This is a genomic window from Methanosarcina sp. UBA289, assembly GCA_002496565.1.
Taxonomy (GTDB): Archaea; Halobacteriota; Methanosarcinia; order Methanosarcinales; family Methanosarcinaceae; genus Methanosarcina.
In genome coordinates this window covers 137,692-163,100 of the sequence record DAKJ01000004.1, presented here as the reverse complement: position 1 = coordinate 163,100, position 25,409 = coordinate 137,692, and the positions used below count along the sequence as shown (strand labels likewise).

At 36.8% G+C, this 25,409-nt stretch carries 19 protein-coding genes; 5 read left to right on the top strand and 14 right to left on the bottom strand.

The annotated features are described in order from the left end of the window. Window positions 1-238: 238 nt before the first annotated feature. Window positions 239-1,150, top strand: coding sequence for a mechanosensitive ion channel family protein (locus BP549_RS01190; RefSeq protein WP_292377504.1), 912 nt, complete (start codon window positions 239-241; stop codon window positions 1,148-1,150). 62 nt (window positions 1,151-1,212) lie between these two features. Here BP549_RS01190 and BP549_RS01185 read toward each other — a convergent pair whose 3' ends face one another. Then, a complete protein-coding gene (locus BP549_RS01185) occupies window positions 1,213-1,575 on the bottom strand; it encodes an Mth938-like domain-containing protein (RefSeq protein ID WP_292375666.1) in 363 nt (120 codons plus the stop codon). An 806-nt stretch (window positions 1,576-2,381) separates the two neighbouring features. On the opposite strand from BP549_RS01185, the gene BP549_RS01180 reads away from it, so the two are divergent. Further along, window positions 2,382-2,789: an Ig-like domain-containing protein gene (locus tag BP549_RS01180; RefSeq protein ID WP_292375668.1), complete on the top strand. Its 408-nt coding sequence runs from the start codon at window positions 2,382-2,384 to the stop codon at window positions 2,787-2,789. A 342-nt stretch (window positions 2,790-3,131) separates the two neighbouring features. On the opposite strand, the gene BP549_RS01175 is transcribed toward BP549_RS01180, so the two are convergent. The 3 genes from BP549_RS01175 to BP549_RS01165 form a co-directional block, all read right to left on the bottom strand. Continuing rightward, window positions 3,132-3,938 (bottom strand): DUF166 domain-containing protein, encoded by an 807-nt coding sequence (locus BP549_RS01175; protein ID WP_292377503.1) that lies wholly within the window; start codon window positions 3,936-3,938, stop codon window positions 3,132-3,134. Window positions 3,939-4,884: 946 nt separating this feature from the next. Beyond that, window positions 4,885-5,271, bottom strand: a complete 387-nt coding sequence (locus tag BP549_RS01170; protein WP_292375674.1) for a 4Fe-4S binding protein — start codon at window positions 5,269-5,271, stop codon at window positions 4,885-4,887. Between the two features lie 2 nt (window positions 5,272-5,273). Next, window positions 5,274-6,776: an L-aspartate semialdehyde sulfurtransferase gene (locus BP549_RS01165; protein WP_292377501.1), complete on the bottom strand. Its 1,503-nt coding sequence runs from the start codon at window positions 6,774-6,776 to the stop codon at window positions 5,274-5,276. Between the two features lie 346 nt (window positions 6,777-7,122). Here BP549_RS01165 and BP549_RS01160 point away from each other — a divergent pair, with 346 nt between their 5' ends. Beyond that, window positions 7,123-7,566, top strand: a complete 444-nt coding sequence (locus BP549_RS01160) for an FAD synthase (protein WP_292377558.1) — start codon at window positions 7,123-7,125, stop codon at window positions 7,564-7,566. An 85-nt stretch (window positions 7,567-7,651) separates the two neighbouring features. Here the strand turns inward: BP549_RS01160 and BP549_RS01155 are convergent, their stop codons facing one another. The 8 genes from BP549_RS01155 to BP549_RS01120 all read right to left on the bottom strand — a co-directional run bounded on the left by BP549_RS01155 (window position 7,652) and on the right by BP549_RS01120 (window position 15,473). Beyond that, window positions 7,652-8,794, bottom strand: a complete 1,143-nt coding sequence (locus tag BP549_RS01155) for a pyridoxal phosphate-dependent aminotransferase (RefSeq protein WP_292375678.1) — start codon at window positions 8,792-8,794, stop codon at window positions 7,652-7,654. 49 nt (window positions 8,795-8,843) lie between these two features. Beyond that, the gene (ribH, locus tag BP549_RS01150) at window positions 8,844-9,248 is read right to left on the bottom strand and encodes a 6,7-dimethyl-8-ribityllumazine synthase (protein ID WP_048108716.1); all 405 of its coding nucleotides are present in this window, start codon (window positions 9,246-9,248) and stop codon (window positions 8,844-8,846) included. 39 nt (window positions 9,249-9,287) lie between these two features. Continuing rightward, on the bottom strand, window positions 9,288-9,752 hold the full coding sequence (gene ribC / locus BP549_RS01145) for a riboflavin synthase (RefSeq protein ID WP_292377500.1): 465 nt from the start codon (window positions 9,750-9,752) through the stop codon (window positions 9,288-9,290). A 100-nt stretch (window positions 9,753-9,852) separates the two neighbouring features. After that, a complete protein-coding gene (locus tag BP549_RS01140; protein ID WP_292375685.1) occupies window positions 9,853-11,004 on the bottom strand; it encodes a pyridoxal-phosphate-dependent aminotransferase family protein in 1,152 nt (383 codons plus the stop codon). A gap of 346 nt (window positions 11,005-11,350) precedes the next feature. Then, window positions 11,351-11,911 (bottom strand): CBS domain-containing protein, encoded by a 561-nt coding sequence (locus BP549_RS01135; RefSeq protein WP_292375688.1) that lies wholly within the window; start codon window positions 11,909-11,911, stop codon window positions 11,351-11,353. Window positions 11,912-12,183: 272 nt separating this feature from the next. Next, on the bottom strand, window positions 12,184-14,481 hold the full coding sequence (locus BP549_RS01130; RefSeq protein WP_292375690.1) for a CDC48 family AAA ATPase: 2,298 nt from the start codon (window positions 14,479-14,481) through the stop codon (window positions 12,184-12,186). A gap of 233 nt (window positions 14,482-14,714) precedes the next feature. Continuing rightward, entirely contained in the window at window positions 14,715-14,951 is a 237-nt protein-coding gene (locus tag BP549_RS01125) for a hypothetical protein (RefSeq protein ID WP_292377498.1), read from the bottom strand. A 345-nt stretch (window positions 14,952-15,296) separates the two neighbouring features. Then, a complete protein-coding gene (locus BP549_RS01120; protein WP_230627482.1) occupies window positions 15,297-15,473 on the bottom strand; it encodes a winged helix-turn-helix domain-containing protein in 177 nt (58 codons plus the stop codon). 1,257 nt (window positions 15,474-16,730) lie between these two features. Between BP549_RS01120 and BP549_RS01115 the strand changes: the two genes are divergently transcribed. Beyond that, entirely contained in the window at window positions 16,731-17,687 is a 957-nt protein-coding gene (locus BP549_RS01115) for an integrase (protein ID WP_292377496.1), read from the top strand. Window positions 17,688-18,165: 478 nt separating this feature from the next. Here BP549_RS01115 and BP549_RS01110 read toward each other — a convergent pair whose 3' ends face one another. Both BP549_RS01110 and cas1 read right to left on the bottom strand, forming a co-directional pair. After that, the gene (locus tag BP549_RS01110) at window positions 18,166-20,751 is read right to left on the bottom strand and encodes a hypothetical protein (RefSeq protein ID WP_292377494.1); all 2,586 of its coding nucleotides are present in this window, start codon (window positions 20,749-20,751) and stop codon (window positions 18,166-18,168) included. Window positions 20,752-21,293: 542 nt separating this feature from the next. Next, window positions 21,294-21,686, bottom strand: coding sequence for a CRISPR-associated endonuclease Cas1 (gene cas1, locus BP549_RS01105; RefSeq protein ID WP_292377492.1), 393 nt, complete (start codon window positions 21,684-21,686; stop codon window positions 21,294-21,296). A gap of 469 nt (window positions 21,687-22,155) precedes the next feature. Between cas1 and BP549_RS01100 the strand changes: the two genes are divergently transcribed. After that, a complete protein-coding gene (locus BP549_RS01100) occupies window positions 22,156-24,930 on the top strand; it encodes a DUF2254 family protein (protein WP_292377556.1) in 2,775 nt (924 codons plus the stop codon). Window positions 24,931-25,409: the final 479 nt, after the last annotated feature.

Sequence of the window (25,409 nt, the reverse complement as noted above, 5' to 3'; positions counted from 1 at the left end):
AGATTTATTCTGTAAAAGACTTTCGCACTAAAAAGACAGAATAAAAGAAATGTAGTTTTTAGAGATACATATAAAAGAAATTAAATGTATTTTATACTGACAGCATATCAGTATAATCCTGTCTTTACTTTATAAGTTTACTCTTTATAAGTTTACTCTTTACAAGTTCTACCGGACAGTGGCATAGAATCGTTTTTGATCTTCTCCGCACATTGGCCAAAAAGCGAGGAGGCTAAAAATGAGTTATGAGATAATGAAGCAGGTAATTCCATATACCGAGATAACTGTATTAAGGCTGATTTTTGCAATTATAGTGCTTATCATGGGATTAGCATTATCAAAGTATATTATTCATATTTTCAGGAGAGGAATGCATAAAACAAAGATTCCAGATCTTACCATTCAATTTCTCACTCACTTTTTAAGCATTCTCCTGTATGTAATTGTTATTCTTATTTTCTTGAAGAGTCTAAATTTCGACGTGGATAGTTATATAGTAGGAGTTTCTGCAGCAATAGGCATTGTTCTTGGCCTTGGACTGCAGGATACCTTTACAAACCTGACTGCTGGAGTATGTGTTGCATCTATCAGACCAATCGATATGGGAGAAACTGTAACCGTAAATGGACAGACCGGAAAAGTAAAATCCGTAGGGATCATGTCAACCGAACTTTTGACACCTGACAACCAGCTCATAACAATCCCGAATAAGCTTGTATGGGGCAGTTTTATTGTTAATATGACACGCATGCCTACAAGAAGAGTTTCTGTTGATATAGGGATAAGTTACTCCTCAAGCCTAGAAAAAGCTACAGGGATAGCACTGAATCTAATGAAGACACATCCTCTTGTCCTTCAGGAACCCGAGCCCGCAGTTGTAACCACTGAACTTGCAAATTCATCGATAAATTTGCAGCTCAGGGCCTGGGCAAAAACAGGAGAAATAGGAACAGTAAAGAATGACCTCATTGCAGGAATATTTGATGCCTATACGAAAGAAGGGATTGAAATTCCGTTCCCGCAGATGGATATAAATATAAAAGAAATTAAGCTAAAAGAAAGTGGGAAACGAACTATAGAACAGGATATGATGATACAGGAAGAAGAAATGGTACTTGAAGAAGGGCGCGATGTGGAAGGATTATATTAAATAAACCAATCTGTTTTTTGAATTACCTGCCTTTACTGTCCGACTGCCTTGTCTCCTCTTTATTAACATGTCACATGGAACATTGCAGTGATTCTGCCTTCAAGTTCATTCCAGCGTTCAATTGCCCATGGAGTTGGAAAAAGTTCTATACCACACTTCTTTTCTGTAAAAAAATTTTCTGCTTCCTCAGACAGTTTCACAAAACCTGTCTGCCCGGTTCCTATAATAATTTTTTCTGTTCCTTCCTCATAAATGTACTTTGCTTCCTCAAGCGAGATTTTATGAGAAGTTCCATACAGTTCCTTTGACAGCCCTTTCTCTCTTTTTTCGACTTGCCCAGTGAGTCGAATAAGGATGTCATATTTAAAGACCTCTCCACCTACAGTAATCGAACCAAAACTCGTAGAATCAATCTTTGGCTTCATAGTTCACCTCTTAAACTGAGATTGAAAACAAGATTTTCTATTTTATAATTATTGCACGTACTTCATATAATTAATAGATATGCCCTAAATACACGAGTTTCAAGCTATAGGCAGATCCGAATATAAACATTCATATACTCCCTACTCTTGTCAGGTTGACCTGATGAAAATAGACTTAAGACCTATTGCATTTGAAGGATGAAATCAAGCACAATAGGCATTATAATCAAATTATGTTTTAAGCAGTTAAAGGTTTATTCTATTGATTTTTCGTTCAAGCGGGTGAGCAGATTAACGAAAATGTAATCCTGTATGTACTATTTTGTGAAGGCAAAAAAGTGTGGGATCTTGGAACTTGAAAAATCCCGAAGATAAAAGTTAAACGTTGTATGTACAAAGAAAGGACTTTCTTTTCCTAAAATATGACAAATCCGTCCTTCTAGAAGAGTAAAAGATCTTAATATTTAATTATTACAGAAAAGAATTTTTATGAATTGATATTCTTTCACATAGACATCTATCATAAGACATCATAGGGCATAAACTCGTCAAGTGTCTTATATTTTTAATCTAGCAGATATCTAATACAGTTATAGTGATTAACAGTGTTATGACGTTTCAAGTTTTAAGATAAAGCTTTATCAAGTTTTAAATTCGTTTTTTGATTTTTATATAAGATTAGAAAAAAAAGTATGTTTATATGTTAATATTTCCCAGTTCGTTTCGATTGCGAGTACTCTAGGATTAAATGGGAACTGGCAAGATAAAATAAAAACTGAATAAGATAAAAATACGGAGGATAAATAATGCGAAAAATTATGTTCAAAACAATATGTGTTTTCACGTTAGTATTTTTTGTCCTGTCAATGACAGGAGCAGCCGCCTGTAACAGCAATTGTAAAACAAAAACAGATGCAGTAAAAGATACGTATTCTATTAAACTTAAAAAATGTCCAAATACTGTTTATTGCTTTAACGTGCTGAGCAATGACAAAGGATGCAACCTTAAAGTTACAAAGACAGGAACTTTTACTACCAAACTGGGTGGCAAAGTGACTGTGAAGAGTAATGGCAAAATCTGCTACAAAGCACCAGCCAAATGTTGTTCTCAAAAATGTTCTTGCACTGACACTTTCACATACTGTGTAAAAGGTAAGGATGGAAAAACCGATTGCGCCCCCATTACATTGAAACTGAAATGTTCCACCTGCTAAAAGTACTTTCAAGCACTTCTCCAGTAGGTGCACTTATTGTAACTAAACGCATTAAAGGGAATAAGAAGTATTAACTTCAGGGATTTAACCCCATAATCCCTTAATGCTTTTAGTTGAATATTAAGGAAACAGTTCAATTCATTAATAGATGAAACTTGGCTCAGATTGTAACAGCTTTCTTCAAGAGGCTTGCTTACTGAGATTTGTAAATCATCGAATTCAGGCTTAAATCTATCGAAACATGATAGATAACACTTATTTTCTTGTTGGAACCAGATAAAAAATTCCGGTTTTTATTTAGAATATATTTCTTGAAAACTTTTTGGAAACGAAAACTTACCTTTAGAGACTAGAACTTGAGATTTCCTCCACGCATACTGCAGACAATCGGGCTTTCTCCTTTTTTGCACATTCCATTCCATCTTCAACTGCTTCCCTGATAATGTATCCGGCCTTGTGAAGGATGGTGTCCCCAAGTTGAGGGTCTTTGTCCATGCTAGCGGTACAGGGATAAGAATGATGAGCACCTGAGATGGTCTCTTTATATTCAGGAGTGTCAGTCCAGCCGAGCTTTTTTGCCACAAACCAAGTGGAACCGCAAGGGGCATCTCTGAGGACGCCTGCTCCGATAAACATCTTTCCATCAGGGCTCATTTCTATTCTGAGCACAGGCTTCCCGAAACCAAGGTCAACGAACGCGTCTATAATTGGCTTTCCGGTTTTTTCAAGGGCACAGAATGGCTTTGGCCCCTCAAACTCAACTCCAATAGCTTCAAGCTCTTTTCTAAGCTGTTCAAGGACACCTGCAGGAGTTTTCTTTGAGTCTTCAGCAGGCGCTATCACGGCTTTTGCCTTCGTTTTCGTTACAACATCTGGGAGGGCTATAAGAAGGTCGGGATGAATGCCAATAGCAAGTATTAGATCGCATTCCGGAAATTTTTGAGGCATGTACTGTTCGGGCTGTTCTATAAATGTGGGCAGGTCTTGAGGAAATTCATGAATTCCTACGATCAGGTTTGCATATGACTTCCTGGCCTGCCTGCAGTGATTGCAAAGTTCTCCACAGGACACGCAGAAATTTCCCGGATTGATCAGGTTCTGGATGACTTTTTTCCCAAGTTCGCCTGAGTAGAGTACAAGGATCTTCATAATTTACCCCTATTTTAAAGACTGTACAAGTTCCTTTTGTGATATTCTCATTCGTTTGAAATATAAAATTTCGGATTACTTTGTCCCCACAAAGAAAAACAGAGAAAGGAGATGAACGCAGAAATATTTGAGAAGTTGCTTGAGAAAGGGCTGATGCCCAGTTCTGGCAATACTCTCCTTTAATGCCTATCCGGTTTTCTAGATACATTGTAATTATTTGTTTCAATGTATAAATAAAGGGAGTTTCGAAATAGAAATCGGTATTCAGAATGAAACCTTGATTCATGTCTTTAGATTGCAAACTTCTAAGGATAGAGGCGAAAAAATCTGCTTTATAAGTAGATGTCATTTTACAAGTTGTTATACGCGAAACAGGCTTAGAAGCCAGGCTGACGATGAATTTGTACATTTTCTGATTATAATTAAATAAACTGTTTTCTGGGAATACAATTAACAAAGGACAAAACTCTGGAAATACAATAAACAATGGACAGAATTCAGGAAACACAGTAAATAATGGACAGAACTCTGGAAGCGCAGTAAATAACGGACAAGAATCGGGGAACACAGTAAATAATTAGTCGAATTCAGAGAACGCAAATATAGTAACTCTGTATGACAACGAGAAAAGGTATTACATATATTACAGAGCATTGTAAAGAGAATCTAGACTGTCGAACTGAAAGGAGTCCATTCCAAGATCAAGTGAGTAACTACACCTAATAAAAACCTAAAGATCACTTGATCTTGGAATCGGATCAGTAAAAAACTAGTATAAGCCAAAATAAGAATAGAAAACTTTGAAAAGATAATTAGAACTACTTAAATTAGTTTTTAATTTGTCTCCATATTAAACAGATCTTTTTCTTTCCTTGAAAAAATAAAAAGAAATTTAATAAATATAAGGTTAAGATTAACTTTATTGCTCTTAATCTTCTTTCTCTATTCATTCTCCCAGTTTCAAGGCCCCATGCGGGCACATCTTAATGCACACGCCGCACTGAATACATTTCTTTTCATCTACTAGGACATTCCAGGCGTTGTCAAAAGAATACACATTCATAGGGCAGACTGAAATACAGGCTCCGCATTCGATACATTCTTCCTCATCTCTGTGAATAGGTCTGTCCAGTATAGAAACTATAGCTCCTCTAGATTCCAGGGCATGTTTGATTTTATCGAACTTGAGATCATTCACATCCGCTATTAGTTCCCCATAGGTTGAGTCGATATTTGCAACCATTATATTAATCAGGATTCCAGTTTCGACTATGGACTCGGAAATGATAGGGTTGTGGATTCTCTCGGTAGGAATAGTGATCTTGATTTTCACGCTCAGTACCTCCTTGCAAGAAGTTTGCTGATGTTGTCACTTGTTATTATTCCGATAACCCGCCTCTGAGCATCGATAACCGGCATCGCAGATACTCCATAACGATCCAGCCTTCTAGCTGCAAGGTCCACAGGCTCGTTAGGAGCGCAGGTCAGCACCTTTTTCGTCATAACGCTCTCTACCGAATCAAAACAATTCTCTGCAACGGCCTTTGAGATATCCCAGGCAGTTAGGATCCCTACTAGTTCATCAGTGTCGGAGGTCACAGCCAGATGGTTAAAAGAGTTCTCCCAGATTTTCTTTGCAGCGTCCTGGACAGTTTGATCTCTTTTGATGGTCACAATAAAACTGGACATTACATCTTTTACAAGAGGTACAACCTGCGTCTCTTTCATGGGTTTGGCAGCCCCTTCAACAGACAGTCTTTCCACTGGCATGCTGACAAAGAATTTCCCGCGCTTAACCCATTCCTTTAATTCATTTGCGATCTTTCTCGCGTTCTTGAAACTGGAAAGAGAGGACGTGGGCACGTCTTTTCCGTCAATCTGCACCGAGCCTGATCTGAGTTCGGCATAATTCACATTTCTGATAACTGGCTTGTCCCGGCTTCCCACAGCATAATCCTGAATAGTGGTTACAATATCCTCATCCCGGACTGCAGTTGCAGCAGCAAGTTTTTCGTTAAGAATAGGGATGGGGATTCCAATTCCCATGTAAAGAGTAGCTCCGTATCCGGTAAAAGAAGCAGCTCTCAAGTAATCAGGATTCATCTCCTTCAAGTTACCTTTGAGCATCAGAGTTCCAAAACCAGAAGAAGGAGAATGTTGAGTTCCGTTCCCTATAACATAGCCCTGAGCGCCTCCCATGAAAATTCTTGTTCCCATGCCTATGGTTTCATAATTAGGGTCATTTGATAGAGGAGATAGAACCCCTGCCCCTGAATAGGTTACATTTCCGAAATTGGGCAGAAGCTCACCCATATAGGTATTCAGAATCCTTTTGGAACTGTTGGTTGCTGCTGCGTATTTCTGGTAGGCGTTTCTTGGGTTAAGAAGAACGGCTTCATTGAGGTCTTCAAGGGTAATTATCGTATCAAGCACTTTCCTTGGATAACAATCCGTCCCGTATGAAGTCGCATGAACATCGATCTCTTTCCCCCGGAGGAGATCCTCAATAACATGAGCCCCACCATACTGGATTCCCCTTGTATCTGAGATCTGGGCAGCCCCCAGGTAAGCATCTACAGCTGCCAGTCCGCTGTATGCTTCTACATTGTTGAACCAGATTTTCTGAATTTTAATAGGAGGCTCGGAATGCCCCAGGTTAAGCATTAAGCCGGATGAGCACATAGCTCCGAATGTGCCTGTCGTAACCACATCCACTTCTTTTGCAGCCCCTTCAGCGCCAAGTTCCTCAACAATTGTGACCATTTCCTCCGCCGTCACTACATTGACGCTTCCATCTTCAATTTTCTTATTAATCTCATGAATCGATTTTTTTATCATTGGGGTTTTCCTCTTTTTACAGATTATCTAGATGGTAATATTTGTAAGAATTATATATTACTTATGATAATGCCAAAGGTAACAGCCCTCTCAGAAGACTTGAAAAGCTGTACCTGAATAAGATTTATCTTCAAATTTTTAGGTTTATAACCTAAGTTCAATAAATAATATTCACATTTGCGGACCATATATTACTTATGATAATTGAAAAAATTCTTTCATTTTTTTATTATATAGTCTCATTATGAATAGATAATAATAGTATTTGTGGTACACAGTTTGAATATCCAGGGGCTCTTCAGATTGAAGGCAGGGTTAATCTCAGTAAGTTTCTTATGCTTACAGGATATACCCGAGGCCAGGTGATCTGTTGACACGTATACTTGCTACCGGGACTTTTGACATTCTCCATCCCGGACATATTTATTTTCTGGCCCAGGCCCGAGCTCTAGGAGATGAGCTTTTCGTTATTGTTGCCAGAGACTCAAATGTAACTCACAAACCAAAACCAGTTGTGCCAGAGGAGCAGAGGCTGGAGATGGTAAATGCACTCGGGATAGTAGATAAAGCGCTTCTTGGCAGCGAAAAAGATATGTTTGAACCCCTGAAGCAGATCAGGCCGGATATAATTGCTCTAGGTTACGACCAGCGCTTTGACGCCGAGCTTCTGGAAAAAGAACTTGCAAAAAGAGGGCATCCTGCAAATGTGGTCAGGATTCCGCTTTCAAAAGAATGCCCACTTTGCAGTACAGGTGCAATCATAAAAGAGGTACTTAAACGGTATGGGTAAACCTGCCCACACCGTCCCTCGATTCGATTAATACCTGTTATTCGTTACTCATACCTTTTTCAGGAGATAACTCACAGAATCTGATTTATAAAAATACTTTTTCAAGTCTTTCAAGAGCTTCCCTGATTCTGTCAATTGATGTTGCATAGGAGATCCTGATGAAATCCTCGCCTGACGAACCAAAGGCGATTCCAGGCGTAACTGCTACCTGAGCTTCTTTCAGGAGCCGTTCTGCCACCTGAGTCCCATTTCCATACTCGCTGACATTAGCAAAAGCATAAAAAGCTCCATCTGGCTTTTTACATTCAAGTCCCATTTTGTTCAGACCGTCTATAAGGACGTCGCGCCTTACCTTGAAACGATCAACCATTGCTTTAACGCTGTCCTGAGGACCCTGAAGAGCTTCGAGCCCACCGTACTGAACAAACGTAGTCGCACTGCTTACCGAATGAGACTGAATTTTAAGTAGAAGTTTGAGAATTTCAGGAGGTGCAGTGAGGTAGCCGAGTCTCCAACCTGTCATGGCATATGCCTTGGAAAAACCGTTTACTGTGACAGTTCTTTCCTGCATTCCATCAAAGCTGCCAATGCTGATATGCTCCCTGTCATAGATAATTTTCTCATAGATCTCATCTGAGACTACTACGAGGTCATGGTCAATTGCAAGGTCGGCAATACATTGCAAAGTTTTTTTCCCGAAGACTCCACCTGTTGGGTTTCCTGGACTATTTACAACTATGAGCTTGGTTTTATCAGTTATATATTCCTCAAAATTGTCCGGAATGAAACCTTTTTCAGGGACTGTCGGAACCCAGACCGTTTCCGCCCCTGCAAAACGTATGCATGCGTCATAAGTTACCCATGAAGGATTAAACAGAAGAGCCTGATCCCCATCATTAAGAACGCTCATCATTATCTCAAAAATTCCCTGTTTTGCTCCGGGGGTAACAAGCACACCTGTCTCAGTTACATCGAGGTTGTTTTCCGTCCTGAATTTTTCGGCAATGGCTGCCCTTAATTCAGGGATACCTCCAGAGGGGGCGTAGTGGGTTTTTCCCTCATACATAGCCTTTGCCGCAGCATCGCAGATATTTTTAGGGGTATTGAAATCAGGTTCACCAAGGCTGAAATTGATTACGTCTGTACCCTCTTTAATCATTCTGGTCGCAATATTGGAGATCCTTATCGTTGCAGATTCTTCTACACGCTTGAGCCTTGCGGATGACATAGGGATGGTCCTGGTTTATTACATTTGCTAGTTTATAGAGATCATAAATTCATAACCGCCGCACCAGCTTTACTGCAGCTTCAACGGCACGCTTTGCATAGTCCACACGTTCATGAGCCGCCATACGGGTCATGCCTGGGCCAGGAATACCGAGAGTTACAGGCTTATTAAACTCAAGAGAAAGATCCATGATCTTCCTTGCAGCATGCTGCATAACCACCTGGTCATGGTCAGTCTCGCCTTCGATTACAGATCCTATAGTAACTACGGCATCGATATCGTCCCTCTGGCAAAGCTTCTTGATCGCAAGGGGCATGTCAAAAACCCCTGGGACAAGAATGGTCTCTTTCACTGTTGCCCCCAGGAACTCCGCGTGTTCCCTTCCAAGCAGTTCCATCTGATAGGTCAGATCCCTGTTAAATTCAGCTACAACAAATCCTAGGCTGATAGTCATCTGATAAGGTCTCCAGTCTTTGTTTTTACATAAATTGCTTCACGTTCTTAATGGGCCTGCATCTTCAAAGCCTTGCCTTTGACCGGTGCCGGCTTCTCGAATTAACTTTTCAGGTTTGAAGAGCAGCTTTATTACGTTTAAAGCGTGCTCTCGGGTTCTTCTGTCCATAAGGAAAGCAAGTTCTTTCTCATCCTTTCCTTCATTTTCATGGACAAAGACCTCGATAATATGGGTATTAGTCATGAGCTGGGCCAAAATAAGACCCTGAGAAGCTTCATGAGCACATATCTTATCCTGTTCTTTAGCTCCGGGCATACCTAGGGCCATAACGATATCGCATCCTTCTTCTTCAATAAGTTTCTTGGCTGCAACCGGAAGGTCCTTTATCCCGGGCACGGTTACTCTTTTAATTTTTACAGATACATTTTTCTGTATCTCGTCAATTGCCGCACGCCCCATATTATAGCGTGCGAATGTGGTATCTGCAATTCCTATTGTGGGCATGTGAATCCGATCGGAATTTCAAGATTAAAATCTTTTTTCCGGGTTTTCCTGAAAAAGGCTGGTAGATATACAGAATGTATATCTATAGTTTTTATCCTGTTCAGGCCCTGTCAATAACCCTGGCTGCAGCTTCTGTACCTGCTCCCAGGCTGTCAATGTAACCACGCTTATTCAGTACGATTTCCAGCTGCTGGATGGTTGAAAGCACATCCCTTGCAGTGACATTTCCCATGCTACCTATTCTGAAAATTTTGCCTTTAAGACGTTCCTGTCCGCCTGCAATGATTACACCCCGCTTCTTCATATCGCTCTTTATGTCCTCGCCATCAATGCCTGCTGGAGCTTTCATAGCAGAGACCGTATTGGAATAATGGCTGTACTCGTTAAGCTGCGGGAACATCTCGATATTCAGCTCGGCAACTGCTGCTCTTACGGCTTCGGAAAGAGTCCTGTGCCTCTTAATCCTTGCCTCCATTCCTTCCTCTTTTACAATGTGCAAAGCTTCCTGAAGGGCGTAGAACAGAGGAATCGCAGGCGTATAAGGCGTTTCGGGTCTGGGTTTATCTCCACTCTTCTTATATGCCAGAAGGTCGTTATAGTAAGGCTTTTTTGTTACTCCTTTCATAGCCTCAAAAGCCTTTTCACTTACGGAAACGATTGAAAGTCCAGGAGGAGCTGCAAGGCACTTCTGTGAACCTACAACTGCAATGTCAATTCCCCATTCATCGACCTTTACATCGTCTCCTCCAAGGGAGGTCACGCCGTCCATAATAAAGAGAGCATCATGCTTTTTGGCAAGTTTACCAATTTCTGCAGCCGGGTTAAGAATACCTGCAGAGGTCTCGTTGTGGACGAGAGTGATGGCTTTTGCCCCTTCCTCGAGTTTTTCCTTGACAACTTCAAGGTCAATCGGAAGACCCCAATCAAACACAACAGGAACTACTTCCGAATATAGAGCTGCAATATCTTTAAAGCGCTCTCCAAACTTTCCGTTTTCTATGGCTATGACTTTGTCCTCGCTTCCAGCCAGAGACCCGACAGCAGCTTCCATTCCTGCCGTTCCAGAACCACTCAGCAAGAAAATATCATTCTTTGTCTGGAAAACATTGGAGAGAATTTCCCTGCAATCGGTGTAAATACCAGCAAATTCCGGACTCCGGTGGTTGATCATCGGTTTCGACATAGCTCTAAGGACTCTGGGTGCAACAGGTACGGGACCAGGCATCATGAGAAGAGTATCTTCCAGATCCATATGTATTATGCTCCACATTTTCAAAGATTTAATTGATTTTTGTTTTTTATTTGTTTAATGGGGTTGTGTTATTATGCAGTATTAAATATCTGCAGATCTTAAATAATTCAGAGTAATATCATTTTGATACGGTGTGCCCGAAAGGCATGCAGTGTATCTTATATTTTATATTGGAAATTTTTAGATTAGGGGATTTCAACGGATTTATTAAATTAATATAGTTTGGAGGAGTTAAGCATTAAATCCAAATTAGAGATCAGGTTTAATTGAATCCTAGTATATAATTGATGTGCTTTCCAAGCTCTGATCCCGAATACCGCCCTATAAGGAGAACAGATTTCAATTATTAACCCTGGAGAAGTGTCATTACGTCATGTTTTGTCACGACGCCGATAACTGATCCCTTTTCCATTACTAGCACAGCAGGATTTCCTTCTAGTATATGTGAAACAACTGAGATAGAAATGCCTGGAGATACTGCCGGGAAGGACTCCCCCATTATTTCGGAAACTCTCAACTGGGAAATTGATTTTTTCTTACTTTCGGCCATCAATTTCACTATCATGTCCTCTGAAACGCTTCCAACCGGAATTCCCCCGTCAAGCACAGGAACCTGTGAGAAACCGTGAGTCTGCATCAGATTTACTGCTGCTTCCACGGAATCGTCCGGAGAAACATGGATTACAGGGGAATGCATCAGATCTATTATAATAATCTGCTGTTCCTTTTCAACTTCCTCAAAAGCATCAAAGATTTTCCTGACAGTTGAAAGCCTGGGATCTACATCTCCTGATTCTATACGAGCTATAAGGGGCTGGCTTACACCGGCCCTTTTAGCCAGATCGCTCTGGGTAAGCCCGAGTTCATTTCTTCTTTTTTTAAGATCTTCGGGTGTTGGAAGCTGCATATATATTACCGATAGTAATTATGATATTTAATATCATTGGTTAACATAATTTGTAAAGTTTAAATATAAATGGATATTAAATCCCGACCATCATTTTCGGAAAACTCTAAGATATAAGTGAATAAAAAGAGAGAAATTTAAAAAATTGTCGACTTTAAAGATCGATTAATAAAAACATAATGTTAAAAATAATTAGACTGTGAGAAAAATAAGTTAGTAAAAAAGGAAAAAAGGAAAAAATAAAAATAAGGTAAAACTTTTTTTTAACATTTTTACTCAAAGTAAGAAGGATTCTCTATCTCCTTAGATTTCCTTGTCCTGAGCTCGCCTCTTATAGCCTCGTAATACTTCATCGTATCCGAAGTAACCGAAGGCCCAGTTTCTGCTATTGCTCTAAGGAAGTGCTTCTGCATGACATTTTTTGCGTGAAGATCCTCACGCAGAGCAAGCCTTCCTGCCTTTTTGCATACGGCTGCAATATCTGCACCAGTATACTGATCGGTCATTGAAACGAGCTTTTCGAGATCAACATCCTCTGCAAGCGCCATTTTTTCGGTATGAACCTTGAAGATCTCCCTGCGAGCTCCCTCGTCAGGGATCGGAACAAGAATCAGTTCATCAAAACGACCTGGTCGGATAAGAGCAGGATCAATGACATCAGGACGATTTGTTGCGCCAATTACTACTACAGCCCTGAGTTCTTCAAGCCCATCCATCTCGGAGAGAAGCTGATTGAGAATTCTTGCCGTAACCTGAGGCTCACCTGTAGAAGCAACGCGAATGGGCGCAAGCGAATCAAGTTCGTCCAGAAAAATGATTGAAGGAGCAACTTGCCTTGCCCGTGTAAATACCTCAGCAATCCTTTTCTCGGATTCCCCATACCATTTGGAAAGCAGATCACTTCCCTTGGCTGTGATAAAATTAGCATCTGATTCGTGGGCTATTGCCTTTGCAAGAAGAGTCTTTCCCGTACCGGGAGGACCATATAGAAGAACACCTTTAGGAGCTTCAACTCCTATATCTCTGTAAGATTCCGGATTTTTAAGAGGCCATTCTACTGCCTCTTTGAGGAGACTTTTTACTTCTTCTAAGCCTCCTACGTCGTCCCAACTGACAGTAGGAACCTCAATCAAGATTTCCCTTATTGCCGATGGCTGGACATCTTTAAGAGCATTCTCAAAATCTTCTCTTATTACTTGGAGGGAATCCAGAATTTCAGCCGGAATTTCAGGTTCATTGAGATTGATTTTCGGCAAAACCCGCCTTAGAGCGCTCATAGCCGCTTCCCTGCACAGGGCAGCAATATCAGCTCCTACGAACCCGTATGTTATTTGAGCAAAATCCATAAGATTCACGTCTTCAGCAAGAGGCATTCCCCTGGTATGGATCTGAAAAATTTCTAACCTTCCATCCGTATCCGGGACTCTGAGTTCAATTTCTCGATCAAACCTGCCAGGGCGGCGGAGTGCTACGTCCAGGGCTTCAGGACGGTTAGTTGACCCTATAACAATTACATTCTTACGAGCCTTAAGCCCGTCCATAAGGGAGAGAAGTTGAGCAACTACTCTCCTTTCGACTTCCCCGGTTACTTCAGCCCGCTTAGGGGCGATGGAATCGATTTCATCCAGGAAAATAATTGCAGGAGCATTCTTTTCTGCATCCTCGAAAATTTCCCTTATTGCCCTTTCAGACTCCCCGTAATATTTGGACATAATTTCCGGGCCATTGATAGAAATGAAGTAAGCATCGGACTCGTTGGCAACTGCTTTTGCAAGCATTGTCTTACCCGTACCTGGAGGGCCGTGGAGCAGTACTCCTTTTGGAGCATCGATTCCAAGCCTGTCAAAAAGCTCAGGGTGCTTCAAAGGCAACTCTATCATTTCCCGAACTTTCCCGATGGCTTCTTTTAGCCCACCTAGGTCTTCATACATAACAGTAGGAATATTCTGCTCAGGAGTTACTTCGGTCGCTTCAGGCAAAAGCTCAACCTGTGTTAAGTCTGTAATCTTTACTATTCCCGACGGAGAAGTAGAAACTACCTGAAGTTTTATTTCCCCAAGCCCAAAAGATGGACCAAAGCCCTGGCCGAAAAAATCTTGGAAGAAATCCTCAAACATAACTCCCTTACCGAAAGTCTCCCTTTCCCTAGATTTTCTTAAGCTTGTGGTTGAAATAAAGTCTCCCTTTGAAACCGTGCGGTTCATGAATACGGCTTTAAGGGTTTCACTGGGAGCGTAGATCTGCATGCCCTTGACCACAGGCGCAAAAGTCACGCTTTTTGCTTCTTTCCAGTCGGCTTTGCGAATATCCACATATTCTCCTAGACCGATTTTTGCATTGATGCGGATAAGCCCATCCATACGTATAATGTCAAGTCCCGAATCGCTAGGATATGGACGTCCTATCAGGGCTGAAGTCGATTTTCCTCCTTTGATTTCCACAACATCGAAGGGTTTGAGTCCCATCTTTTCCCTGAAGCTTTCATCTATTCGGACAATTCCTTTTCCAACGTCCCGTTGATCGGCTTCTGCAACTTTTAATTTTATCGTTGTTTTATCCCTATCAGTCAAATAATACCCCCTATCCCAATCAGTAAAAATGTTTCAATCATTAAAAGTGTCAGGAAATTCTTGCAAAAATAAAATCAGCGGCATTCAGGTTGATCAGCCTCATTTGCCTGCCATCTTTGCCTCTCCAGCAAGTTTTTAAGTTTATACGGATTAGAGCCTCCTTGAATAGTTTTGGAAGATTTGCCAGGTTATGTTCCATATAGAATCTATCCTCGTAGCCTTCAGTTATCTAATTAATAAGCCATGCAACTTTCATTTAGGGGATCTGCCAGATTTAAATCTTCGTCCATATAAGTCCTATAGTGACTCTCGATTACCATCTTCGCGATGGATGAAAGTACCTCATACAAAATGGGAATCATTATAACAGGGATATTACAGACTTTTATCTTTTCAGGAGAATCTTCATCTCCCTCTCCTTTATCTGAGGAAAAACTGAAAGCTACGTTATACTCTTTAATCAGTCTCATCTGACCCTCAACATCAGGCTCTTTAAATGACCGCTGACCCGTCAACAGGTGCTTGAGTATTTGATACCTGAGGCGACTTCTTAAGTATGAACTTCAAAAAAAATGCTTTTATCGCCATAGTATATGTTTCCAAACTACGTTTATATATATGGGGGCGTATTCTAATTTAGAAACACTATTACTGGCTTATCCATAGCGATTTTCTTCGCCGGATTCCCAGCTGAGATTGTAATGGAATAACTCAAAAAAGAATGGAAGCGGAAAATTCGATTTAAAACGTAGTGAAACTGGAAAAAAGAGAAAGATGGAAAAAGTAAATAAAAATTAAAAAGAGATGAGAATCGTTTAGAGTTTGAGTTCCTTAGCCATTTCCTGAAAGACTTTTCCTTTGTCAGTAGTGATGAAAAGTCCATTTTCATGTCTGATAAGCTCTTTTTCTTTCAACATTTCAAGGTATTTCTGGGCAATGTTGAAATTCAAATTAACTTCATATACAATATGAGTTTTCTTCGCCCCGTTCATTGCTACTCTTAAAATATCTACTGCAATATCAGTTCTGCTCCTTCTCTTAATACTGACTCCTCCCCCACTATAGATTTCAAAATAATCTTTGCAAGAAATTACGCTCTAAAAATATTAAAGCATATCTTTTTGTAGGTAACAAAGATTCTAAGTCTTTATCGTTTTCCTTTCTATATAACAATATCAGTGCTATATATAATATCAAGTTATAAAGAAAAAAGAATTTGATGTGCAAATTCCGCTTGCAGCTAGAGAAAAAGGGAAATTCCCACAGAAAAAATAGGAAATAGCTCTCAATTAAGTTTTTTTGAAACAGAAGTTAGAGTTAAAGAAGAATATGCCTCTAAAGCGTATAAAAAAAACCAAAAAGATGAGCAAAAGTAAATATATAGGACTAAACTGTTCAGAATCTAAGAAGCTTATGAAAATAAATTATTTATGACATTTAATGAAGCATATATAGAAATTACTGGAAATATTGGAATGAAAAGGTTTGTTTGGTGTAATATTCGTTTTCTTTATAGTGATGGACCCCTGATATATCAATTCTATCTGCTCTTTCCCAAAAAAAGCATATAATTCTCCATGCGTGTAAATATAGAAAATGAGAGTATTGCAGATTTCTCAATGCTGAAATCTTTTTACGTGAAATCACTAGGACCACGATATTTTAAAAGGTTTTATGAGATTTTGAGGGAGACATACTCTTGAGCCAAAGAAGAAGTTTAGCAACAGGCACATGTGCGGCAACTCAAGAGAAAAAGTTTAGAAGCAAAAATAATCTACTTGCTTGTCATTTAGTACTAATCCAATAAAGTCTTGAAATTTCTGAAATAAATAATTTTAAAACGTTGATATGATTTAAAGCGTATATTATTTTGAGTAATTTTCCATCGTTTAACCTAGATAAAAGAAGAATAAAAAGTTGTATAAAAGTTAACAGCTGTTTTTTGACATGGTGGAGATAAAATAAAATTTTTAGGGAAATCAAAACTCACAAAATTGCAAGCAAAAACAAAAATATCATATAATTTAATACGGTTGCCTCAATCCAGATTGGATCATGTTGAATAAACTGCTCATATTTCAAAACAGAATACAATGATAAGCCTTTGTATGTAATTTCCCTTGATGAAGAGTTTGATGGAAAAATTAGCGTTGTACAACCAGAGATAAAATCTGACCTTGAAGAAATACTTGAAGCATTAGGAAAATAAGGTCAATACGTTCTTAGAATCAGAAAACAAGGATGTTAAAATGAGTGGGCCCGCTGAGATTCGAACTCAGGATCCCCGCCGTGTAAAGGCTCCTTTTAACAAAAAAAGATTTATAATTCCTTTAATTTCCAACAATATAAGCCTGCCAAATTGCAACCAAATTAATAATTATTCTCCATCAAGCTCTTTAAAAGAAAGCAGTTGTAAAAGCTTCCTACTCAATGAAATATGGATTGAACATAAAATTTCTTTTGAAAAATGGCTCCGCTATAAAAATATATCGGAATCTACAAAGAAAAGCTATTTTAGTGCTTTATCTAGGTTTTTTGAAAGTAAAAATGTAAGCAAACCTATAGAATTCAGAGATATTTCATTGAAGGATAAAGAAGAAAGAGGACTGCGTAACTTATTTAATTACTTTGAAGATAAAGAGATTGATGAAATATGTGGTTATAATCTTGAGAAATGGAGACGTTTTGTAAAAATCAAAAAATCAGGTGTTATTGAAATTTATGTAAATGATGAAGAAATTAAGAAAGGATATGCAGAATGCCCTCAGCAAATGAAACCTATATATAGTTTATTGGTTTATTCAGGAAACCGCTTAACCCATATTCATCAAATGCTTGAAAACTTCGATGAGCGCAACATAATCATTGAAGGTGAAGTTGCCCACTATCCAACTTCTTATTTATCCAGTGGTACAAAAAAGACTTTTCATGTATTTTTCCCTTCTTCATATGTTCCTGAATTAAAGAAACTATGCAGTCTCAAATCATACTGTAGCGTCATGAAAGAAATAAGAAGTGGACGTGTGACTGCAAAAACAATTAGAAAATGGCACTTAAACACCATGATTAAAGAAGGAATAACAGAAAGCGTAGCTGATTTTATTCAAGGTAGAGCATCTGCTACTGTGGGAAGTGCACATTATTTAAACAAAGTACAGCAAGCAACAGACCAATACAGTAGACTTATTGGGAAATTTCCTGTATAATTTTTATCCATCTGATCTGAATTGTCCACCAGGTCAAAGGCGCCAGGTTCAGAGTCCAACATACAGGACTAAATGTTATTAAAAGATCCAAGAAAAAAGAAACGAAGTTTAGTAATAATACACCAGTTAAATAAAGAATAGACAATACAAAAAAAACTATCTTTCAATATGCGAGAGTTGCCCAGCCAGGCCAAAGGCGATAGATTCAGAGCCTGGTCTCGTAGGAGTTCGTGCGTTCGAATCGCACCTATCGCACTAACTTTTTGGGATATAGGTAACTCAAATTTTTTGTACGCTAGTGCAAAAGTAATGCGCATCCATTTTTTTAGAAAGTCGCCTTAATCAAAATAACTTCTATTTTTTAATTCGTGTAGGTTTGAAAATTAGCATGAAAAAATTATTTGGTCTTTGGTTAAAACCAAATTATCATCAGTATTGAATGTACTTTGGGTATGGTTTGTTAAAAAAGGTGAATGAATTACAGTCTTAATATTTCATGATTCCACATATCATATAGTGATTTTATTGAGGTTAAAAATTCAGATGCAAATTGTTCTTGCATCTCTTCATTAAGAGGTGGATTTTCTAGCCTAATATTTTCTTTAGCTATAATTACAGCTAAAGATTTTTTAAGTTCGTTTTGTATCTTTGGTTGGTAGAAAAGAATATTACTTAACTCCCTAAAGGATTCAATGTTATATGTTTTTAAGCATTCTTTAATAGACCCTATTAAAACTGGACTTTCTAGAAGCTTACCGTATTTTTTTTCATAAATCTTTTGTGTGTTAAATGACATGAAATTTGACAGTGTCAGTTCTTCAAAAATATTTTCTAGTTTTATATCGTTTTCAAACGTAGCAACGGCGGTTTTCTGCGTTTCTGTAAGGTAAGGGGAAGCTAGTGTTGCGATTTTTTCTACTAAATCTAAATTACCAAAAGAGTTCACACCCTCGATATTTGTCTTGTCATTCATTAATCCAAAACTGTATTTTGAAGGGCTAATTCTTAATAGTATAAAGGTAATCTTTTCCCATTTTTGAGAAGGATTTTCTTTAATTTCTCTCCTCAGTACCTTTTCAACATCTTTATTGAAGCGATCAACAAAAGTTGTAAACGATATTTTATTATGAACTATACCAATTCTAGTAGCATTAGAATAATTGTCAAAATCATACATCGGCACTTGTGGTTCGGGTTTATTCGAATCAAAAAAAAGGGAAACACCGTAACGTTCTTCTGACTTTCTTGTTTCGTTGTAATTAAAACTCCTAGTTCCATTATCCTTTTCATTTTGTTTTTTATTAATATGTTTATTTTTCTGGATTGAAAGTTTATCTATCACTCCTCTTAAAAAAGATCCTCCAGTCGGTGGAACAAGGATTAAATATATAGTAAAAAGTCCAGCATCAACAGCTCTATCCAAAGTATTTATATTTATTTTTGTAAAATATTTTGCAAAAATCTTTATGACAATTTCGTTTTTTTCACTTTTAATTAACTGCGTTTCAACATTATCAATCATACTCAGAAGTATCATTTGAGTTGATTCAATCCATCTTCCTTCAGATAACGCAGTCGAAAAATGCTTGAACTTTATTTTACTAAAGTGATCTGTATTAATTTTTTCTCTCATTTTGTTTGGAGTATAATCTTTGTGGAATATATCTGACAGTGAAAAGTATTCATTCTTTTTCCCTTTCTGTTCACGTAAATCATGATAAGCCATCAAAACATATATAGCCTCATCGTTTTCGGAGGCATTCTTACATACTGTTTCTCTAAAATTAATATCTTGGCTCAATATAATTGCTATTAATGCATCTACATAACCATCTGTAGAATCTATATCTAAAGATTCACGTAGCTCTTTATCTAAAGATTCACATAGCTCTTTGGAAAAGATATCAATAAAATTAGATACAAAATCATTACTGAAATTTATATTATCAATAATTTCCTTCTTTGTTAATTGTTTTTTCAAATTGATATTTCCATTAGTCTTTTCTTTGGCAACTTTTTCACGATAATTTAAAAGATGTGTATATATCCGCGTATATAACAAAACGTTGTTCGTTATCAAAGACTTCTCAAACTGTTGTGATTTTGATAATATATGTTTTAGTTCGTCTATACTCAAAGCATTTTTGTCCAGTTTTTCAATGCCATTATAAAGATTAAAAATATTTAAATTCCATATTATATTTGCTATCTTGTCAAATAACTTTTGATCTTTTTTAACTTCACTCCAATAACTTTCAACCTCTTTGTTTTTTCCATCATAATATGATACTAAAAGATTCATCAAGGTTGAATTAAACGGAGCTTTTTCACAAACATGATCAATTACAGTTTTATAATTTGAATTATCAGGAGGGTTGTTTTTTATATCCTCGATTGTATTTTTCAAATCTTTTTGTAAGCCAAAAAAAGTAATTATCATCAGAATTTTATTACATTCAAGATACCATTCTCTTTCTGTTTTTATCTCAGCATTTACGCTTTCAACAAGAGATATCTTACTTTTAAAAAATCCTTCTGCACCTTTAGCTGAAACTTTGAAATCCTCAAATACCTTTTTAACGCCTTTTTTTTCAGGGTCAATTGAATTCATTTCAATTTCAGATAAAGATTTTTTATATTGCTCTCTAATTACAAAATGGTAAAATAAAATCACAGATATAGCACTAACAATAACGAACAATACGACAAATCCGAATAGGTATATAACTTTACTCGCGGTTGAAAAAGATTGATTACTTATAATCCAATCAACGGACTTGTCAACCCCTAAGGAGACCCAGATTCCAATAGATGCTACACCACTTATTACAAAAATTGTGCCAAAAATTTTTAAGTACTTAAACACAGTTCCTGTGTTTTTTTTGACAATATCCTGACATCTACCAAGTTTTAATTGGATTGTTTCATCTAAACCCGTCAAAATTTTGTCTTTTTCAGTCAAATCTGTATTAAAACCTTTTAATTCATTTTCAAGTGGATTAATTATTTTTTGTCGAACTTCATCATCTAAATTTTTAGAATTATCTGCTTTATCATTTACCATTTATAGACCAGCTTCGTATTCTAGGCAGATGTTCTAAAGTAAATTAATATTTGTTATTTATACACAGATGAAAAAGAATAAATAAACTGAGAAGTTAAATCAATTCTTTTGATAAACTTACTAAAAACTATATCGCTGAATTTTACTAAAATGTGTAAAATTTAAATTTAATTTTACAACCATTTTATAATTCCTCTTAATACCGTTTTACAATTTTATTATAAAATTTACATTTCTACATCTTACAGTAAAAACATACACATTTTTACATTTAACAGTAAAAAACTATAAATATTTTATTTTTGACTTGAAACCAATGCATCCCACTTATTCACTCTTTCCAGAACATGTGAATTAAGAGTAAACGGCTTATCTGACTTTGCATTCTGCTTCATGTAGTGTAAAGTACTTTTGGAAAACCCTAATTTCTTCCAATCAACATAAGAAATATTGAGGATTTTTTGCCTTACGTCATATGAATCAATTCTCTCAATTTCATATTCAGGCTTAACAAAATCCAGTTTTTCCTTTTTGCTTGCGAGCTAATGGGCTAATTCTTGTATCTTTAAAAAGATAACATAACTCCATGTACTTTTTTTTCCCTGATAACTTACCTTTTTATTCAGTTTATTGGAAAACTCATTAACAATCTTCCTGGCTCCTGTAGGTTTTAGTCTGAGATTGTAATTCTCAGTCCTGATAAAGTCCTTACTTTCCATAGCTCCACTTTCAACCAGGTTGATGACTGCCAGATCCACAAGGAACCTGAAAGGTTCCTGAAGGTCATAAGCCAATCTGTTCTTGCTGGGTGTCATTTCATGCAAAAACCCTACATGAGCGTCCAGATCTACAGTGTTAATAGCCCTCAAAAACTCAGCTTCAAGCAGAGAATAGCCATAATTGAGCATGGTGTTTACTATATCTCCTGAACCCATAGACCGCCTATACTGATCTATTCTTGAGTAAAAAATCATACTTTTATGGAATTGCTTTTGAAAATTTGTTCCTTTACTTCCAGATCAAAACCTCAATAAATATATGGATGAGCTCATCCCAAAACCCAATTAAATAAATTATCGTTTAAACAAACGACGGTGACTCCAGTAAAAATACTTAGACTGAACCCGATACAGTATACATGCATTTGTGCGCCTGTAAATGCCGGATAAAATTTATAAATAAAAAATGGAGAAAGTTAAGAAGTTAAAAAATTTTCCCTACCTGTATGTGGTGCAGGCGGTGTGGTAGTGTTGGTGCAGAATAACTGAGTTCACAAATATATAATTTGAAGAGAGTCAGAAAAATGAGAGTAGAAACGTCAAAGACAGAATAAAAAAGTACAAATCGAAAAGCATACTCAAAAAATAATGTTTATATATTTTTGACATTTTAAGTAATCGTGTGATGATACAAGGTATTAGAAAGAAAATTTCTTACATTCAACTAACAATAAAGCCGTGGCTTTCATTTATTATAGTTAGTTTGATTTTATCTTGTCTAATTTATGTTCTGTTTTTTAATATAAACATAGAGTCACAAAATGTATTATTATCCATATTAGGCAGAATATATGCTAACTCTTTTAATGATCTAGATTCAGATAACGTGGTATCCATATTAGGTACATTGGCTCAAAGCAATGCCACTATTCTTGCTATAGTTATAAGTTTAAGCTTTGTTGTAATAGAGTTCTCTGCATCCAAATACTCAGCAAGAGTTGTCGATGTGTTTAAAAAAGACCCAGTATTGTGGGGATTTATAATAGTATACGGTTTATCGATATTTTATCCAGTTTACCTAATAACGCTGAATACTCATTATATAAATTATTCAACCTTAAAATTACACTTTACCAAAGCTTACGCACTTTCAATTATCGCATATTTTTCATTATCCTATTACATCCTTTATGTATTTAAAATGATGAAACCGAGTTCAGTAATTGATGCTCTATCTAAAAAGATTGGTATCAAAAGTTTATCTGGTTCTTCAGAAGAAATAGATAAACGTGCTAGCAAAATTTCCAAAGAAGAACCTAAAATTAATAGAATTACTATAAAAATAAAAGAAAAAAAAGACCCTGTTCTGCCAATAATTGATATTATACGAGCTTCAATTGAGCGATACGACTATACTACAGCAAGAGATGGACTTGGAACGGTATCAAACTGCCTTTTTAATGTTCTTAGGCAAAACCCACTTGAGGAAAAAAGAATTTCAGAGCATGTATTTCAGCGTATTCATGAGATTTGGAAGTTAGCTTTGAAAACTAAGGATAGCGAATTCATTTACATGATACTGGCACAATACTGTAGCATTGGAAAATTATGTACTTATCCCATAGAAATGTCACATTCGTCGCGTATCAATTCTCTCGGGAAACCGAGGACAAAAGCTTTGATCCCATTATTCAATGTTCTCAATATACAAAATTCTGAAGAAGAAATCACGCAAACCAATTTATTATATACTACTTTTTTATCGGAGTATTATCTAAAAGAGGCTTTTAAATCGATTGTGAAAGTGAACGATGAAGAGTTTCAAAACTTATCAACATTTTTTGCACTGGAAATTAATAAGATCGGATCAGATACTTTCAAAAATCGTTACGAGCTAGAAATAGATAAATCAGTAAAACATGTAGAAAGTTTAGAACGTTCAACGTCTGAATTCTCGTATATTTTAAAAGATATCGGAATCGCTGCAATTAATGCGGGTTCAAAATCTGCGTTTAAAGTCGTTATTGATACTTTTAATTATATTGGAGAAGCAGCAATTTATCACAACCTCATACATAGTATTGCTCACATACTGGAAAATCTAAAAATTATTGGTGAAGAATCTGCGAAAAAAGGAGGAGAATTTGAACCCTTAACTAAACAAATAGTGAAATGTTTAGAAAATTTAGCATCCAAAATTGATAATAATTCTCAGAAACTATCTGGAAATACACAAAATCAGCTTGTTGAATATTACGAATACATTAAATTAAATTATCATACATATGAAACAACAAAGAACGCATTGGAAGCATTAAAAAATCGAGAAAAACGTGAAATTAGTGACATTTACGCTTATATATCTATGATTGCCAGAGAATCAATTAAAACTAATCTGTTAGATGTAACACGGCAATGCCTTAAATCACTAGAACACGTTGAAAGAATTCTTCGAGACGATACTGAATCAAGGCGTATTTGTGAGATGATAAGAGACATTGGGCTAGAAGCTGTAAAAAAAGAGCAAACTTTCCCCTTAATGAAAGATATAATTAAATCTCTATACTCAATAAGTCTGTTGCAATTTGGCTATATGTTTGATTGGGACAGAGATCCAGATAAACAACAAACTTTTTTAAAGAAAGAGTATAGTGGATATTTGGCAAGGGGATTACAAAGTAGTTATTCTAATTTTGTAGATTCTGCGGACTTTAAGGACATGGGGGACTCTAATTATACAGTGTACCCTGATGACATGATTTACGGAGAAAAGACATTAATAATTGGTGATGAAGAAAGAAAAGACATAAAAGGCCTTTATCTTAAAGATATAGATGATGGATACAGAACTACAAAATTATTTAAATTTAGTAAATTTAAAGATTCCGGAAAAGCATATTACAGAATACCAGAGTTGTTAAAAGAACTCACTGACCCTATTCTCGAGCACGTACTAAACTCACCATCTGATGATACGTTAAAACCCTTTACTATGATAATTAACTGTTTTGAAAACTTCGGGATAACGTCGATTCATTTCCGAGATGAATTTTCATTAAACAGAATCTTTATACATTCTCTTGTTGAAATTGAGGACTCTTTTTTTGATTATAAGTACTCAAAGTATAACGAAGTAGAGTATAAAGAAGACAATAATGCTTGGGAGTATTTAGATTTAATGACACAAGCTGTCTCGAACTCTATTTATAAATTAGCAGTTGAGTCTTTGACATACAACTTTGTAGATTTTAGTAGACTCCACCAACAGATGGAGTATTTAATCTATATACAGAGAAAATATCACAATATATTTTGGGCGGTAGCTAAATTCGAGAGAATATTAAAGATGATACAGGAATATGAGCTTAAAGAATCTGAAAGTGAAAAATTTGAATCTGAACGTGAGAAAATTATAACAATAACAGAAAACGCAATTGAAGAATTCAAAAACCAAAACTAGTGTCTAGAAAATTTAGTTCGAAGTTCTTATAATTAAGAGAACTACGTGTGATGTATTATTTAGGTATTAACGCCCAATAATTAAATTGCCATGACACTAGTGTAGGATGGCAAAAAACTGACAGCTTTAAGTTTGCCTTAAAGATCAATACTTATTGCCAAATTTTCCCCCATGGTTTTTTACTTTCTGCCCCTTCGGATAATAGCTTAGTATTTAACTTGCTGTTTTCCTGAATAAGGCTCCGAATGTGTACTGCCGCTTCTGTGTGATTTTATTTAGCTAGCTCATCTGGTCATCCTTCTTGCCTAATTGGTCACTCATTAAGTCTGTCTGCTTTCTCATGTCTTCTATGTGATACAAGAACATCATTTTCAGGGTACTTTATACATCCTCGGGCGGTGTGCTGCCCTGTGTGCCATCGTCTTTCTTGTGTAAAAACATGATTAACTAAAGTTTTAATATTATTTTTAGCATTCTAT

Bases quoted from the DNA above. Each gene is read 5' to 3' on its own strand.
- BP549_RS01190 (WP_292377504.1), top strand. From the start codon at position 239: ATGAGTTATGAGATAATGAAGCAGGTAATTCCATATACCGAGATAACT.
- BP549_RS01185 (WP_292375666.1), bottom strand. From the start codon at position 1,575: ATGAAGCCAAAGATTGATTCTACGAGTTTTGGTTCGATTACTGTAGGT.
- BP549_RS01180 (WP_292375668.1), top strand. From the start codon at position 2,382: ATGCGAAAAATTATGTTCAAAACAATATGTGTTTTCACGTTAGTATTT.
- BP549_RS01175 (WP_292377503.1), bottom strand. From the start codon at position 3,938: ATGAAGATCCTTGTACTCTACTCAGGCGAACTTGGGAAAAAAGTCATC.
- BP549_RS01165 (WP_292377501.1), bottom strand. From the start codon at position 6,776: ATGATAAAAAAATCGATTCATGAGATTAATAAGAAAATTGAAGATGGA.
- BP549_RS01155 (WP_292375678.1), bottom strand. From the start codon at position 8,794: ATGTCATCCGCAAGGCTCAAGCGTGTAGAAGAATCTGCAACGATAAGG.
- ribH (WP_048108716.1), bottom strand. From the start codon at position 9,248: ATGACTATCAGCCTAGGATTTGTTGTAGCTGAATTTAACAGGGATCTG.
- ribC (WP_292377500.1), bottom strand. From the start codon at position 9,752: ATGCCCACAATAGGAATTGCAGATACCACATTCGCACGCTATAATATG.
- BP549_RS01140 (WP_292375685.1), bottom strand. From the start codon at position 11,004: ATGGATCTGGAAGATACTCTTCTCATGATGCCTGGTCCCGTACCTGTT.
- BP549_RS01135 (WP_292375688.1), bottom strand. From the start codon at position 11,911: ATGCAGCTTCCAACACCCGAAGATCTTAAAAAAAGAAGAAATGAACTC.
- BP549_RS01125 (WP_292377498.1), bottom strand. From the start codon at position 14,951: ATGAGACTGATTAAAGAGTATAACGTAGCTTTCAGTTTTTCCTCAGAT.
- BP549_RS01120 (WP_230627482.1), bottom strand. From the start codon at position 15,473: ATGAACGGGGCGAAGAAAACTCATATTGTATATGAAGTTAATTTGAAT.
- BP549_RS01115 (WP_292377496.1), top strand. From the start codon at position 16,731: ATGAGTGGGCCCGCTGAGATTCGAACTCAGGATCCCCGCCGTGTAAAG.
- BP549_RS01110 (WP_292377494.1), bottom strand. From the start codon at position 20,751: ATGGTAAATGATAAAGCAGATAATTCTAAAAATTTAGATGATGAAGTT.
- cas1 (WP_292377492.1), bottom strand. From the start codon at position 21,686: ATGGGTTCAGGAGATATAGTAAACACCATGCTCAATTATGGCTATTCT.
- BP549_RS01100 (WP_292377556.1), top strand. From the start codon at position 22,156: ATGATACAAGGTATTAGAAAGAAAATTTCTTACATTCAACTAACAATA.